Annotated in this window: 10 protein-coding genes; 7 read left to right on the plus strand and 3 right to left on the minus strand. The window is 65.9% G+C overall.

Annotated features, from left to right (window positions below; translation table 11 throughout):
• The first annotated feature begins 241 nt into the window (after window positions 1-241).
• Complete coding sequence (locus tag AC1ROK_RS08455; protein ID WP_492845752.1) at window positions 242-1261, plus strand: hypothetical protein; 1020 nt, start codon at window positions 242-244, stop codon at window positions 1259-1261.
• A 234-nt stretch (window positions 1262-1495) separates the two neighbouring features.
• Here AC1ROK_RS08455 and AC1ROK_RS08460 read toward each other — a convergent pair whose 3' ends face one another.
• Genes AC1ROK_RS08460 through AC1ROK_RS08470 form a run of 3 tightly spaced genes read right to left on the minus strand, consistent with a single transcriptional unit; the run spans window position 1496 to window position 7907 of the window.
• Window positions 1496-4132: a glycoside hydrolase family 38 N-terminal domain-containing protein gene (locus AC1ROK_RS08460; protein WP_492845754.1), complete on the minus strand. Its 2637-nt coding sequence runs from the start codon at window positions 4130-4132 to the stop codon at window positions 1496-1498.
• Between the two features lie 25 nt (window positions 4133-4157).
• A complete protein-coding gene (locus AC1ROK_RS08465) occupies window positions 4158-6773 on the minus strand; it encodes a glycoside hydrolase family 38 N-terminal domain-containing protein (protein ID WP_492845756.1) in 2616 nt (871 codons plus the stop codon).
• 36 nt (window positions 6774-6809) lie between these two features.
• Window positions 6810-7907 carry a lactonase family protein gene (locus AC1ROK_RS08470; protein WP_492845758.1) on the minus strand — a complete coding sequence of 366 codons (1098 nt, stop codon included), beginning with the start codon at window positions 7905-7907 and terminating at the stop codon, window positions 6810-6812.
• A 223-nt stretch (window positions 7908-8130) separates the two neighbouring features.
• Here AC1ROK_RS08470 and AC1ROK_RS08475 point away from each other — a divergent pair, with 223 nt between their 5' ends.
• The 6 genes from AC1ROK_RS08475 (at window position 8131) to AC1ROK_RS08500 (ending at window position 14393) form a co-directional block, all read left to right on the plus strand.
• Entirely contained in the window at window positions 8131-9354 is a 1224-nt protein-coding gene (locus AC1ROK_RS08475; protein WP_492845760.1) for an enolase C-terminal domain-like protein, read from the plus strand.
• A gap of 8 nt (window positions 9355-9362) precedes the next feature.
• The gene (locus AC1ROK_RS08480; protein WP_492845762.1) at window positions 9363-10451 is read left to right on the plus strand and encodes an ABC transporter ATP-binding protein; all 1089 of its coding nucleotides are present in this window, start codon (window positions 9363-9365) and stop codon (window positions 10449-10451) included.
• A 32-nt stretch (window positions 10452-10483) separates the two neighbouring features.
• Window positions 10484-11722 carry an ABC transporter substrate-binding protein gene (locus tag AC1ROK_RS08485; RefSeq protein WP_492845764.1) on the plus strand — a complete coding sequence of 413 codons (1239 nt, stop codon included), beginning with the start codon at window positions 10484-10486 and terminating at the stop codon, window positions 11720-11722.
• Between the two features lie 68 nt (window positions 11723-11790).
• Complete coding sequence (locus tag AC1ROK_RS08490) at window positions 11791-12735, plus strand: carbohydrate ABC transporter permease (RefSeq protein WP_492845766.1); 945 nt, start codon at window positions 11791-11793, stop codon at window positions 12733-12735.
• 7 nt (window positions 12736-12742) lie between these two features.
• Window positions 12743-13630: a carbohydrate ABC transporter permease gene (locus tag AC1ROK_RS08495; protein ID WP_492845768.1), complete on the plus strand. Its 888-nt coding sequence runs from the start codon at window positions 12743-12745 to the stop codon at window positions 13628-13630.
• Between the two features lie 13 nt (window positions 13631-13643).
• Complete coding sequence (locus AC1ROK_RS08500) at window positions 13644-14393, plus strand: GntR family transcriptional regulator (RefSeq protein ID WP_492845770.1); 750 nt, start codon at window positions 13644-13646, stop codon at window positions 14391-14393.
• Window positions 14394-14455 lie beyond the last annotated feature (62 nt).

A 14455-nucleotide genomic window follows, 5' to 3' on the forward strand; every position in this document is an offset into this window, starting at 1 on the left:
CCCCTCACCCGTCTCGGCCTAACGGCCGATCCACCCTCTCCCCGACGGGGAGAGGAACAAGGGGGACCGCTGCACTCCCCGTATTCTTCTCCCCGTCCGGGAGAAGGTGGCGCGTAGCGCCGGATGAGGGGAAAGCCACCGTGGCCGCGGGAAGGCCCTAACCAACTCGAAAACCTCGCCTCCCAGGTTGTCGCTCGCCGCCCGATAGGCCACTGTCAGCGCAACAGAACGAGGAGTGACGATGACCAAACTGGGTGAAGCGCGATCGCTGGTTTGGGCGCATGGCGTGGTCAGCGTCGAGAGCCTGGGCGGGATGATCGGGCCGACACTGTTTATCCTGCCCGACGGTCGGCAGGTAGCGCCGTTCCAGGTGGCGCCTTGGGCGAACGAGCCCGGCGGCGAGGCGTTGCCCGGCATTTTGAAGCGGCTGCGCGGCGAGTGGCCGTGCGTGCCGTTCGGGGTCGACGGGGATCGTCCGGCGCAGGGCGACTGGCCGGGGTCGACGGCCCGCCCGACGGTCGATACCGACCCGCATGGCTTCAGCTCCAACCATGACTGGCAGTTCGAGACCGGGGCCGATGGCAGCATCGGGCTGAGCATTGCCTACCCTGAGGGTCACCCGATCAAGGCGCTGCACCGGCGCGTCACCCCGGATCCGCAGACGACAGCGCTCGACTTCGAACTCAGCATCGAGGTGCGGGCCGACTGCACTTTGCCGCTGGGCCTCCATCCCTCGTTCCGGCTGCCGGCCAAGGTCGGCGCCATGCATATCGAAGTGGGGGACGAGATCACCGGCGCCACTTTCCCGGGACCGGTCGACGACACCTCGATCTTCGAACAGGGCCGGTTTCAGACGCCATGGCGCGACGTGGCGCTGAAGGACGGGTCGCGGCTCGATGTCGCCCGAGTGCCGCTGGCACGGGCGACCGAGGAAATCCTGCAACTGCTCGACATGCCAGGGACGGCGTCGCTGTGGAACAGCGCCGAGGGCTATCGGGTGCGGCTCAGCTGGAACAAGGAGCACTATCCAAGTGCCCTGCTCTGGATGTCGAACCGCGGCCGACAGATGGCGCCGTGGAACGGCCGACACCTGGCGCTGGGGTTCGAACCGATCTGCTCGGCCTTCGATCTTGGCCCCCAGATCTCCGGGACGGACAATCCGATCTCAAGGCGAGGCACGAGGACGGCTCGCTGGTTCAGTGCGGGTGAGCGATTCATAACACGTTATCGGATTGCGGTGGAGGCGGCGGAACTGGCGTAGGGCTGGATCGCCCCTCGCCCACCGGCCCCCACCTCCCCCTTGATGGGGGAGGCAAGCGGAGCTTGTCGCTTCAGCGACTTAGCGAAGCTCGGAGGGGGTGGTGCCGCACGAGCGATCTGGGTGTGAACAACAACCGCGATGCCGGTGCTTGTGGCACCCCCCTCCCAACCTCCCCCACAAGGGGGGAGGTGCCGTTCGGCGCGTGGGGCACGATACGGCTCAAACGCGCGACCCTCACCCCTCCGGCGTAAACCGCACCAGCACCGTCCTGATCGCCCGGGCCTGCACCTCAACGGTCAGCGCCTTGCCCGTGAGCTCCAGCGCCGCGCCCGGATGCTCGATCGGGTCGGCGCTGCGGGCGGCTGCCGGATTGCCGGTGAACGTCACCGTCTGCCTGGCCGGCTTGGCCGAGAGGTTCTGCAGGCGCAGCGCCACCCAGCCGCCATCCTCGCCGGGTTTGGCGGTGACGAGGACAGGCGATGTCTCGTCGGTGCCGAAGAAGCTGTCGCTCAGCTTGCCCGTCGGCTTGATGTCGCGCATTGCCACCGGCGGGGTCGCGACTTCGGCGGCGAACTTTGCCGCAGCGGTCGCATCGGCCGGACCTTCATGGGTGGTGAGGCGATAGCGCAGCGGGATGCGGCCGGACTGGGCCGACTTGAAGTTCACCAGCCAGTGGTTGTTGAGCGCCCAGCTCATGATGGTCGGGCCTTCGGGCTCGAGCGTGCGGTTCCACTTGCCGGTGGTGATGCCACCCAGATGCACCAGCGGTGCGTCGAGCGGCACCACGGTGACGCCGCGCTGCTTGTCGCTGACATCGAGCCAACGGCCGACCGGGTACCAGTCCTTGGCGGCGCCATCGAGTTGATCAGTGTTGGGCACCGATGGGATGCCGTTGAGATCGACGAGGAATTCCGGCTTGCCGAGGTTAAACGGGAAGGCGACGAACACCGCTTCGGCATCGGCGTGCTCGAGCTTGTCGATGCTCCAGTCGACGACGACGCATTTGGTATCGGCATCGAGCGCATAGACGACCGTTGCAGCAGAGACGCCCGGTGCTTCGATGTGGATAGTGATCGAGGCGCGGCCCTCGAATATCTGCGCTGCGTCGAGTGTCACCTTGGTCGCCGTCTCGCGCTTCCAGGGCGTGTCCTTGTGGCCGGTGAAGAATTCCGGCTTGTCGAAACTGATATCGGCGATGGCCAGCCGATCGTCGGGAGAGTCCACCGTCTCGTAGACATATTCGCCCGGGCCCCAGCCCTGGTACTTGCCGGCGAAATCGTGGCCCTGCGCCTTGTCGAACAGCTCGGCGATGGCGCCTGTCTGGCCGTCGATGCGGATGCGGTAGTGCCGGTTCTCGATGGTATCGCCATTGGCCTTCAGGTCGCCCGCCGGCACGCCCTTCTTGAGGTCGAGGAAGGCATAACCCATCGGCGGGATGGTGCCAGCGACACGGCGGATCTCGGGATAGGGACGCGGGCCGCCCCAGGTGCTGCGGCGGTTGAAGAAGGTATCGAGCATGCCGACCGGTGCGGCGCCGCCGCGCGGTTCGGGCTCCTCGACAATGACCCGGCGTTCCCAGGGCAGCGTGTTGAACACCAGCACTTCATCGATGCCAGAGGCCTTGAAGGCCTCCTTGGGATCGAGGTTGCCGAGGTTGAAGATGCCTTCGGGCCCCTTCGCACCGAGCGGCGCCGCCAGCGCATTGGCGGCTTTGGCGACGGTGCCGTGGCCTTCCATCGCCGCGGTATAGGCGAAGCCGGCCTTGCGGTTCCACTGCGCCTGGCTGAACAGCGAATGCGGCGCTTCCACGGACGAGTAGGCGCCCCAGGTGTGCTCGTCGAACAGCGTCATCGACTCGTAGATGCTGGCCGCCCGATCGGCATTCCAGTCGCCCTGCCCCTTGCTGCGGCGCCAGGCTTCGAGCGCCTCGCCGATGCCGACGATCTCGTGGGCGGCGCGGTTGACGCCGACCTCGAAGGCCGAGGAGCCGACGCCGTCGGCCCAGTGATCGGTCCAGTCGCCACGCTGCGTGCCGATGACCTTGGCATATTTGTCTTCGAGCAACCGGCCGAAATCGGTGACGGTGATGAACTCCATGCGGACGTTCTGCCGCTCGTCGTTCCAGCGGCGGACGAAATCCGGCATGCGGGCATCGGGCGGGCCGTTATCGACGCGCACCGGGTGGGTGGATTCGCAATAGAGGAAATCGAACGGGTAGCTCGCGTCGTTCTCGAGTTCGTCGATCCAGCGCGGCAGCAGCCGATCGACCAGATCCCAATTGCCGAGCCCGGCCTGGCTGCGACCGAACAGGTAGTGGTAGCCGTTCCAGGCCAGCACCTTTTTGCCGCTCGGGCCTTCCCAGCGGAAGGCGCCGGGGAACGGTTTGGGCCGCGCACCGCGGATCGGATTGATGGCGGCGGTGTAGAACTCGATGCCGAGCTCGGCGAGCAGGTCGGCATAGAGCCAACTGACGCCGTTGACGTCGTCCTGCATGGCGGCCTCGACATGGAAGCCGAACTCGTCGCGCAGCGCCCGCAGCGGGTAGAGCGAGCGATGCATCTGCTCGACATTGAGCAGCGGCGTCATGTTATACTGCATGCCGGCAATGTCGATGCGACCCTGCTCATGCCAATGGCGGAAGCGAGCCACCTCGGAGCGGCTCGCCTGCCGGAGGTAGCGGAGGAACGGCCCGGTGGTCTCGACGGTCCAGCGGTACTGCGCCTCGGCCGGATAGCGATCGGTGGCTTCGATCAGATCGAGTGCCTGGCCGACGAACTCGCCGTGCTGACGCAATGCCAGCTCCTGATAATCGGTGAAGCCGATATCGGTATGGGCGTGGTTGCAGATGTAGATCGTCTCGATCTTGCTCACGGGGTTCCTCCTCCAGAGAGTAGATTTAGCTCAGTGCAATGCGGATCCAGGCGCGCGGCGCGATGGTGAAGCCGACGCTACCGCCGACCACCGGCAGGGCTTCGCCTGCACCGCCAGAGAGCGGCGTGCGACTGGCCTTGCCGGGTTTGAAACTGCCTGCGCCGACCTTGGCTTTCACCTCGACATCGCCGGGGTTGAGCACGGTGAGCGCCACGCCATTGCCATCGGCCTCGAGCCGGGTGAGCAGCGCGGTGCCGAGGTCGAGCGCCAACAGACTCGCCGCCGTGCTGCGGACCGGCCCACGTTCGGCGTAGACATGGGTCGCCAGCGGCTGGGCATAGCTCAGTGCCGCCTGGGCCGAGGCGCCAAGCTCGCGCCGCGGCGCCGGGACCAAGGTGAAGCGGTACTTGGTCTGGCCGCCCTGGTCGGCCTGGAAATTGGTGCTCCAGTAGTTGTTGGTGAGCCAGGCAACCAGCGTCGGGCGTTCGCGGGTGACGCGGCCATCCGGATCGCCGAAGCGGCCGAAAGTGTAGCCGCCCACCTGCCAGAGCGGCGCATCCGGGCAGGCGACCGTCATTTCGGACTTGGCGTCGCCGATGCGGATGAAGCGTTGCGCCGTGATGTAGTGACGGCTGGCATAGGGCAGTTGCTCGTCGTCGAGTTTGGCGACGGCGCCGCCAGTCTCGTAATGCGCGTCCCAGCCCCCGCCGAGTGCCGTCGGCATGGGCAGGTAGATGGCGTGCGGCTCGACGATCGGTTGTTTGGTGACCGTGGCCTCGACATGCAGCACCGGCTCATCACCGACGAGGCGGTAGAGCACGTCGACTTTGTCGCCATTGGGCAGCTCGAAGCTCTGGACGATGCGGGCATTGCCGCGTTCCACCGCCTCGCTGGTCGTGACCAGTTTGCCGTCGAAGCGCTCGGCCTGCCAGTCGCGATGCCAGGCAAGGTGCCAGTCCGGCGACTCGAGATCGACTTGGCCGAACATGTCGGTACGGATGCCGGAGGCAACCCGTTCCAGCACCGGTACGCCGAACTTCAGGTGCTCGCTGGCGGCGCCGGCGTATTCGGTACCATCGAGCCTGAGCGAGGTGAGCCCGCCTTTGGCGTCGAGGCTGACGGTGAGACGAGCGTTCGACAGCACGCCATCCTTGGCCGAAAGCTTGCCATTGGGCATCACGGCGGCCTTGGCGGCCGGGATGGTGACATAGCTCAGCGGGGGGATCTCGATCGGGGCGGTGTAGTAGGCGCCGTGCTCGGGCAGGTCGGAGGTCACCACGTCCTGGCGCTGTATGCGGTGCGACGAGGGGCCGGTGGGGACCAGGTCCTCGAGGCCGAAGCCGCGCTTGGGATCGGGGGCATCCGTCATCGGCGGCAGGTAGGGCAGCCGCACCGACTGCTTCACCGCGAAGCCGTGCGGGTTGTAGACCAGCAGCGTCGGCTCGTCGCCGCCGGCCTCGATGCCGAGGCGTTCGAGCCCGTCGCGGCGCAGCATGCGGGCGACGCTGGCGCCCTCGGCGACGGTCGCCAGCTTCAAGAGCTGCTGGGTGCGGGTTTCAGGCGAGTATGGCTGGGTGATCGAGCGGTCGGCGCCCCAGGTGTGCTCGGCATAGAGCGCCAGACCCTTGCGGGCGACATCGTGCAGCATGGCGCGGCGACGCGGCGCCTCGGTTGGGTGCCAGGCATCGAGGCCGGTCGCGGCATCGAGGTCGCGCTGGCCGCGCATCGCCTGCGCGGTCTCGTGCGCCGTGGAGCCGGCGCCGAAATTCCACCAGTCGGTCCAGTCGCCACGCAGCGTCTGCATGGTGTCGGCAGGCTGCTGGCGAACGCGGTCGAAGAACTCGCTGATCATCCCAAGCCTGAGCTTGATGCCGCCGGTCGAGGCGTTGCCTTCGTTGAAGTTGCGGATGAAATCGGGCAGCGCCGCCTGCGGCGAACCGTTGTCGTGGTAGCGGACGTTGGTTATCTGCATCATCAGGAAGGGATGCGGGTAGCCGGTCGCCTCCCACTTTCTGGCCCAACGTGGCACCCGGGCCCGGGCCTCTTCCATGTTGGTCGGGATCTGCAGGCTGCGGTCCGAAGTGACGCCGTAGATGAAGCCGTTATAGGCGGTGATGGTGCGGCCGCCGGGAGCCTGCCAGTTGAAGGCGCGCGGCCAGGGTTTCAGCGCGTGCCCATAGTGCTCGTTGATGGCCATCGAGATGCCGGTGATGCCATTGTCGAGCAGCGCATCGACGACGCCCCAGGGCAGACCGTTGACGTCGGTGTTCATCGCCGAGCGCACCGGGATGCCGAGATCGCGGAAGAATTTCAGCGGCTTCAGCACATCGAGGACCATGGAATGATCCATCAGCGGGGTCATGTGCCAGCCCATGCCGGCGACTTCGATCTGCCCGCGCTTCACCGCTGCGAGGAAACGGTCGCGGTCGGCATTCCCGGCATGCACCCACCAATCCATGGTTCCGCCGGTGACCTCGCAGGTCCAGCGGAATTTTGCGTCATCGGGGTAATCGGCCGTGCGCTCGGCGATATCGAGCGCCTCGTCGATGAAACGGCGGTGCAGCTCCATCACTACCGGCTGCGGATGGGTGTAGCCGATGTCGGTATGGCTGTGATGGACGAAGAGGATTTCGTTGATCATGGGTGGCTCTGATGAACGGGGTGAAGGGGGAGCCGCCTAGAAGGCGGCGAGTTTGACCGACATCGGCGTGCCGACATCGAAATGCTGCAGGGGTTCGGACAGGGTGCCGGTGGCGTGATCGACGGCGAAGACCGTCAGCCGATCGGAATCCTGGTTGGCGACCACGAGGTGCCGGCCGGAGGGTGAGAAGGCCAGGTCACGCGGGGTCGTGCCGCCACTCGGCCAGCGCTCAGTCGGGGTGAGCTTGCCGGTGGCGCTGTCGACGCGGAGCGCCAGGATGTCGTTGCAGACGCGCAAGCCGACGAACAGGTGCCGGCCGTCGCCGCTGAGCAGGATGCCCGATGGCTGGACGACGCCGCCATCGAGCGAAGGGATCGCAAAGGCGTCGCGCTGGGAGAGCGCGCCGGTTATGGGATCGACGGCGAGGCTGACCACGGTGGGGATCAGTTCGCTGACCATGAAGATGGCGCGGCCATCACTAGAGAACACCAGGTGACGCGGGCCAAGGCCGGGTGGCAGGCTGAAATCGCGGGCAGACTCGTGGGTCAGGCTGCCATCGGCGCCGAGGCGATAGGCGACGAGCTTGTCGATGCCGAGATCGGCGACATAGACGATGTCCCCTGCCGGAGCCGAAACGACGCAATGAGCATGCGCCGTGGTCTGGCGGGCCGCATTGGGGCCGCTGCCGGTGTGGCGGACGCTCGCCACCGCGGCGCCGAGCGAGCCGTCGCCGGCAATGGGGAAGACGCTGAGCGCCGCGTCGGGCCAGCCCTCGGGGTTGGCGCCATTGTAGTTGGCGACGAGCAGGAATTTTCCGTCGGTCGAAAGGCTGGCGTGACAGGCTTCGTTGCCCAGCGTCGGCTGGCGGTTGATCAGCCGCAGCCCGCCCGGCTCCACCGCATAGGCGGCGATGGCGCTCTCCCGGGTGCCGGTGACCTCGCAAGTCGAATAGAGCCGGCCACGCGCCGCGTCGGTCACCAGCCAGGCGGTGTCGTCAACGCCGCCGACCAGATCCACCGCACCCAGGCGGCCGGTTTCGTCGTCGAAACTCAGGCGTGTGATGCCCTGACCATTGGCTGCGCCGTATTGCGGCATCGCGCGCGTCAGGCTCCCGGCGAATGCGTAAATCGGCACGACGTCCCTCCCGCTTTTCCCCGTCATTGCCCGTTGCGCCCTGCCGGCGCTTGCCAAGCCCGTTCGTTTGGAACAGGATCGAGGGCGGTTGACACAACTAGTATGGTAGACCTACAACGTCTTGGCAAGTGAGGACGACACCGATGCGGGATGCGACAAAAGCAGCACCCGGATCGGCAACTGAGCGCCCCCTGCCTGTTCAAACGCCGAGAGTTCCGCCCGAATGAAGATCGTCGATATCAAGGCCACCACCGTCGCCGTGCCGCTCGAGGCGCCGCTGCGGCATGCGTCGGGCGCCCATTGGGGGCGGTTCGTGCGCACCATCGTCGAGGTGGTGACGGACGAAGGGATTTCCGGCTGGGGCGAGCTGGGCGGTGGTGGCGAGAGCGCCGAAGCCGCGGTCAAAGGGTTGCTGCCTTACCTGAAGGGGCATGACCCGCTGCAGCTCGAACAGCTGCGCTGGAAGATCATGAACCCAGTGGCGAGCCTCTACAATTCACGCATGCAGGTGCATGCGGCGCTGGAAATGGCCTGCATGGACGTGGCCGGCAAGGCGCTTGGCATCCGCGCCTGCGACCTGATCGGCGGGGCGCTGCGCGAGTCGATCCCGTTCGCGAGCTATCTGTTCTATCGTTACGGCAACGAAGAGCAGGGCTTTGGCGACGAGTTCTCGGCCGACGCGCTGGTGGCCGAAGCCAAGCGGCAGAAACAGCTGCATGGCTTCAAGTCGCACAAGCTGAAGGGCGGCGTGTTCGCCCCCGAGCATGACGTCGAAGTGTTCTCGGCGATTGCCGAGGCGCTGCCCGGCGACCGCTTCCGGCTCGACCCCAATTCGGTGTGGTCGGTGGAAGAGTCGATCTGGGTGGCGAAGGAAATCGAGCACATCCGCAACGACTATTTCGAGGACCCGTGTTTCGGGCTCGAGGGGATGCGGCGGTTGCGCGACCGCATTTCCATTCCCACCGCCACCAACACCGTGGTGGTGAATTTCGAGCAGCTGGCAAGCTGCATCAAGCATGACGCGGTGGATGTGATCCTGCTCGACACCACGTTCTGGGGCGGCTTGCGGCAGGCCTACAAAGCCGGCCAGGTGCTCGAAACCTTCCAGTTCGGCGCGAGTGTCCATTCCTCGGGCGAGCTCGGCATCCAGCTTGCCTCGATGCTGCATCTGGGCGCGGCGCTGCCCAACATGAGCTTTGCCGCCGACGCGCATTACCATCACCTGCTCGACGACATCATCGTCGGCGGTAAGCTCAAATATGTCGACGGCGAGATCGCGCTGCCCAAGGGGCCGGGGCTCGGCGTCGAAGTCGACCGCGACAAGCTCACCCAATACGCCGCCTATTACCGCGAGGTCGGCGGCTACACCTATGACCGCGATCCGCAGCGTCCGGACTGGTACTCGATCCAGCCCGAGATGCGCTACGCCGACCCAGCCGGACGATAAGAGGCGCCATGGCAACCGTTACCCTCCGCGACATCATCAAGATCTACGGCGAGTACGTCGCCATCAAGAGCGTCGACCTCGACATCGAGGACGGCACTTTCGTGGTGCTGGTCGGCCCCTCCGGCTGCGGCAAGTCGACGATCTTGCGGATGATCGCCGGGCTCGAGACGATTTCGCACGGTGAGCTGAAGATCGACGGCAAGCTGGTCAACGACCTGCCGTCGCGCGATCGCGGCATCTCGATGGTGTTCCAGTCCTACGCGCTCTATCCGCATATGAGCGTTTCCGACAATCTCGGCTTCGGGCTTCGCATCAGCGGCGTGCCCAAGGACGAGATCGCCCGGCGCCGTGGCGAGGCGGCCAAGATGCTGGGGCTCGACCCCTATATGGACCGCCGGCCGAGCCAGCTCTCCGGCGGGCAACGGCAGCGCGTTGCCATCGGCCGCGCCATGGTGCGCGAGCCCAAGGTATTCCTGTTCGACGAGCCGCTCTCCAACCTCGACGCCAAGCTCCGCAACCAGACCCGTATCGAGATCAAGCGGCTGCAGCGCCAGCTCGGCGCCACCGTGGTGTTCGTCACGCACGACCAGGTCGAAGCGATGACGCTGGCCGACAAGATCGTGGTGCTCAATGACGGCCGCGTGGCGCAGATCGGCACGCCGCTCGAGGTGTTCGAACGCCCGGCCAACATGTTCGTCGCCGGCTTCATGGGCGCCCCGTCAATGAACATGCTCGCGGCCGAGGTCGGGCCAGGCAACACGATCCGCGCCGCGGGGATCGACATCCCGGTGCCGGCCGATCGCTTCACCCTGCCGGCGCAGGGCACCACGGTAACGCTGGGCATCCGACCGGAGGATATCGTGCCGGAAGGGCACGGCACGCGACCGCAGCTCGGCGCCGATTTCAGCGCCACAGTGAGTTTCGCCGAGATGCTCGGCAACGAAAGCCTGCTGTTTGCCGACCTCGGCGATACCGAGATCGTCGCACGCATGCAGCACCCGCGCGCGCTCGAGCCGAACCAGGAGGTCCGGTTCCGCATCGACGGCGCGCGCGTCCACGTCTTCGACAACGAGAGCCAGAATTCGCTGCTCCGCTAAGGGCAGCGGCAACAACGACAAGGGAGAGAGACATGTCGTTTATGAAGACTATCACCGCCGTGAGCTTGGCTGCGGCGCTTTCGACGGGCACGGCGTTCGCCGCCGATCTCGCCCTCTATTCGGACAAGACCCCGTGGAACGCCGGCATGACCAAGCTGGCGGAAGGCGCCAGCGCCGCCTCGGGCGCGACGATCAAGCTGCAGGAAATCACGCCGACCGATAAGTACCAAGCGTTCATGCAGACCTCGATCGCCGGCAACAACGCCCCAGCCTTCTTCACCTGGTGGAACGGCCAGCAGCTGAGCGATCTGGTTGCCACCGGCATCGCCGCCGACCTCACCCCCTATTGGGATCAGGCGATCGCCGACGGCGATTTCTCGGCCGACCAGAAGGAACTGGTGTCGGTGGATGGCAAGCCCTACGGCGTGCTGCTCAACGTCGCCAACTGGGTGATGTTCTACAACACCGCTGCCTTCGAAAAGGCTGGCATCGCCGCTCCGCCGACCACCTGGGCGGAATTCATTGATGCTTGCGACAAGCTGAAGGCGGCAGGCTTCACCCCGATCAACGGGCCGGCCTCCGGCGGCTGGATGCCGTTCATCTGGTTCAGCCAGCTCGTGCTGGGCACCAACCCCGACTCGTTCGTCGGCCTCACTGACGGTACGGTCGCGTACGACAGCCCGGACGTGCAGAACGCCTTCAAGGTGTGGGGCGAGATGTATGCCAAGGGCTACTTCACCGACCCGCGTGAGCAGGACGACCAGAAGTTCTTCGTCGACAAGTCCGCAGCGATGTTCCTCGTCGGTGACTGGCACTCGGGCTCGTTCGCCGAGGCCGGGATGGAGCCGGGCAAGGACTTCAAGACCTTCCTGATGCCGTCGCTGTCGCCGGATGTGCAGCAGTCGGTGATCGTCGAGGCGTCGCCGATCGTCGTCTCGAAGGCGGCGCTCGATGCTGATCCGAACCTGGGCAAGGCCGTGCAGTCGCTGATGGGGGCAGATGCCGCCAATGCACTCGGCTCGACCGTTCAGGTCTACAACGGCAACCTCAAGGCCAAGGCGCCCAACGCCACCATCGAGGCCAACAAGGAGCTCGTCGCTGCCGCCAAGCCGCGCGCCCTGGTGCGCTGGTGGGAAGCCGTCCCGTCGCAGATCCAGGGTGACCTGGTCGCCGCCATGGGCGCCTTCATGTTCAACCCGACGCCCGAGCAGGCAACCGAGTCGATGAAGACCATGCAGACGATCAACGCCGACTACTGGGCCAGCAAGTAACGCGGGCTTCCTCCCGCCGGCCGCGCTTCGGCGCGGCCGGCACCCTTGTTTTGCCCCGGAGCCAGACGATGCACGTCACCGCCTCAGCCCTGCTCACCCCGGAAGTGTTGAAGGAAGCGCGCCGGCGCGAGCGCCGGGTTGCCTGGCAGCAGACGCGCACCGCCTGGCTGTTCATCGCCCCGGCGGTGATCATGGTGGCGCTGTTCCTGCTCCTGCCGGTGATCTTCAACGTCATCCTCAGCTTCACCAAGTGGCAGAAGTTCACCGGGCTCGACCAGTTCGCCGGCTTCAACAACTACGCGCGGCTGTTCCGCGTACCCTATTTCTCGGAGGCGCTGGGCAATACCGCGATCTGGGTGGTGGGCGCCGTCATCTTCCCGCTCGCGGTCGGCCTCGGGCTGGCGCTGCTGTTGCGCAACATCCCGTTCCAGGAAACCTTCAAGAGCCTGTTCTTCCTGCCGCGCGTGCTGGCGCCGACCGCCGTGGGCGCCATCTGGTACTATGTCTACGCGCCGACCGGCGTGCTCAACTCGGCCGTCTCAGGCCTCACCGGCACGCCGTTCGATTTCGGCTGGCTGTTCGACCCTGCGACCATCACCGGCTCGGTGATCGTTACCTTCGTCTGGCAGACCGTCGGCATCACCATGGTGCTGCTGCTGCTCGGGCTGGCCGCCATTCCCAAGGATCCGGTCGAGGCAGCGCGCGTCGACGGCGCTTCGAACTTCCAGATTTTCCGCCACATCGTCTGGCCGCTGCTGTTGCCGACCGTACTGGTGGTCACCATCCTCAACGTCGCAGCCGGTTTCACCACCTTCGACCTGCTCTGGGTGATGGCGAGTTCGTTCCCCGGCAAGCGCACGCTCTCACTGGCGGTCTACATGTATTACGAGAGCTTCTCGAACGGCGCCTGGGCCTATGGTTCGGCCGTGGCCGTGGTGCTGGGCGCCATGGTGATCACCGTCAGCGCACTGCTCGCCGTGGTGCAGGCGCGCGTCAGCAAGAACATCCGATAGGCAGATCATGGCAGTCGACATCACCGACAAGGCGTTCATCTCGGGCCTGATCGAGAAGGAGAAGCGGGCGCAAAGGCAGGGTGGCCGCTGGCTGGTGATCCCGATCCTGGCGCTCACCATCGCTTACCTGACGCCGCTCTATTACCTGTTCGTCACGGTGTTCAAGACCACCGAGGAGTATGCCACCAAGGGCGTGCTGGAGCTGCCGGCCGGGCTGGCGCCGATCGTCGACAACGTGGTGCAGGCCTGGACCATCGCCAACCTCGGCCAGGCAGCGATGAACTCGTTCAGCTATGCGCTGATCGGCGCTGCGCTGGCCGTAGCCTTCGCCGCCGCGGCGGCCTATGGCATGACGCGGCTGCACCTGCTCGGCTCGAACGGCTGGTTCATGCTGATTTTCACCGGCACGCTGTTCCCGTTCCAGATGTACCTGGTGCCGCTGCTGTTCGGCTATCAGCGGGTCGGGCTGGTCAACACCTGGTTCGGCATGCTGCTGGTCTATGTGGCGATCTGCATTCCGTTCCCGCTGCTGGTGCTGCGCAACTCGTTCTCGGCGATCACTCGCGAGGTCGACGAGGCGGCGCGGATCGAAGGGGCGAGCGAGTGGCGGGTGTTCACCTCGATGATCGTGCCCAACGCGATGGGCCCGCTGATCGCGCTGTTCCTGTTGCAGTTCACCTTCATCTGGAACGACCTGCTGTTCTCCTCGATCCTCGCCAATGGCATCGAGGTGCGCTCGATCATGGTGGCGCTGCAATCGCTGCAGGGCACCTATTCGACGCTGGGACCCAATGTGGTGATTACCGCGACGCTGATTTCGAGTATCCCCACGGTCTTGCTGTTCATCGCCTTGCGGAAGTACTTCATGGCAGGATTGCAGCTGGGGACCAAATGACGGCGGAACGACAATGAAAGCCCCCAAGGGGAGAGCGGCGGCGGCGGAGTTCGGGAGCGAGGCCAGCTACGGCACGCGCCAGGATGGCGGCTCGATGGCGAGCCAGGTCTATGACCGGCTGATGCAGCAGATCCTCGATATGCAGCTGCCGCCGTTCCAGGAACTCTCCGAAGCGCGGCTCGCCGCGGAGTTCGGGGTCAGTCGCACTCCGGTGCGCGAAGCCTTCGCCCGGCTGGCGCGACGTGGGCTGGTGGAAATCCTGCCGCAGCGCGGCACCATCGTTTCGCCGCTGAGCGAAAACCTGATCGCCAAATCCCGTTTCATCCGCGAGGCGCTCGAGCGCCCCCTCGCCCGGCTCGCCGCCGAGCGACTGACGCCCGAAATTGCGGCGCTCCTGAAGCGCGAAATCGTCCTGCAGCAGACCTTTGCCGGGCTTGGCGACGACCAGGATTTCCTGCAGTCGGACGACCGTTTCCACGCACTGATCGCCAAGGCAGCCGGCTTCGAGAGCATCTGGGACGATGTGCGCGAAGCCAAGTTCCACATGGACCGCATCCGCCGGCTGTCGCTGCTCAGCCAGGAGCACATGTATTTCATCGTCGGCGAGCACGAGGAAATCCTGGCGCGGCTGCAGGCGCACGACGCCAAGGGCGCCGACGAAAGCATGGCGGTGCATCTGGTCTCGGTGATGCGCGAACTCGACGCGATCCGCTCGGCGCATCCGGAGTATTTCGTGCGCGAAGCGGCTGGGGTGGAGCAGTAGGACCCTCTGCTGGCGAGTCATGCCGCTGGTCGAGCGACTTCCGCCGGGCTGCACCGGTTGCT

The organism is Devosia sp. GW821-FHT12F11 (assembly GCF_058806655.1).

Excerpts from the sequence above, each read along its gene's own strand:
- AC1ROK_RS08455 (WP_492845752.1), top strand. The coding sequence starts at position 242 with ATGACCAAACTGGGTGAAGCGCGATCGCTGGTTTGGGCGCATGGCGTG.
- AC1ROK_RS08465 (WP_492845756.1), bottom strand. The coding sequence starts at position 6,773 with ATGATCAACGAAATCCTCTTCGTCCATCACAGCCATACCGACATCGGC.
- AC1ROK_RS08475 (WP_492845760.1), top strand. The coding sequence starts at position 8,131 with ATGAAGATCGTCGATATCAAGGCCACCACCGTCGCCGTGCCGCTCGAG.
- AC1ROK_RS08480 (WP_492845762.1), top strand. The coding sequence starts at position 9,363 with ATGGCAACCGTTACCCTCCGCGACATCATCAAGATCTACGGCGAGTAC.
- AC1ROK_RS08485 (WP_492845764.1), top strand. The coding sequence starts at position 10,484 with ATGTCGTTTATGAAGACTATCACCGCCGTGAGCTTGGCTGCGGCGCTT.
- AC1ROK_RS08490 (WP_492845766.1), top strand. The coding sequence starts at position 11,791 with ATGCACGTCACCGCCTCAGCCCTGCTCACCCCGGAAGTGTTGAAGGAA.
- AC1ROK_RS08495 (WP_492845768.1), top strand. The coding sequence starts at position 12,743 with ATGGCAGTCGACATCACCGACAAGGCGTTCATCTCGGGCCTGATCGAG.
- AC1ROK_RS08500 (WP_492845770.1), top strand. The coding sequence starts at position 13,644 with ATGAAAGCCCCCAAGGGGAGAGCGGCGGCGGCGGAGTTCGGGAGCGAG.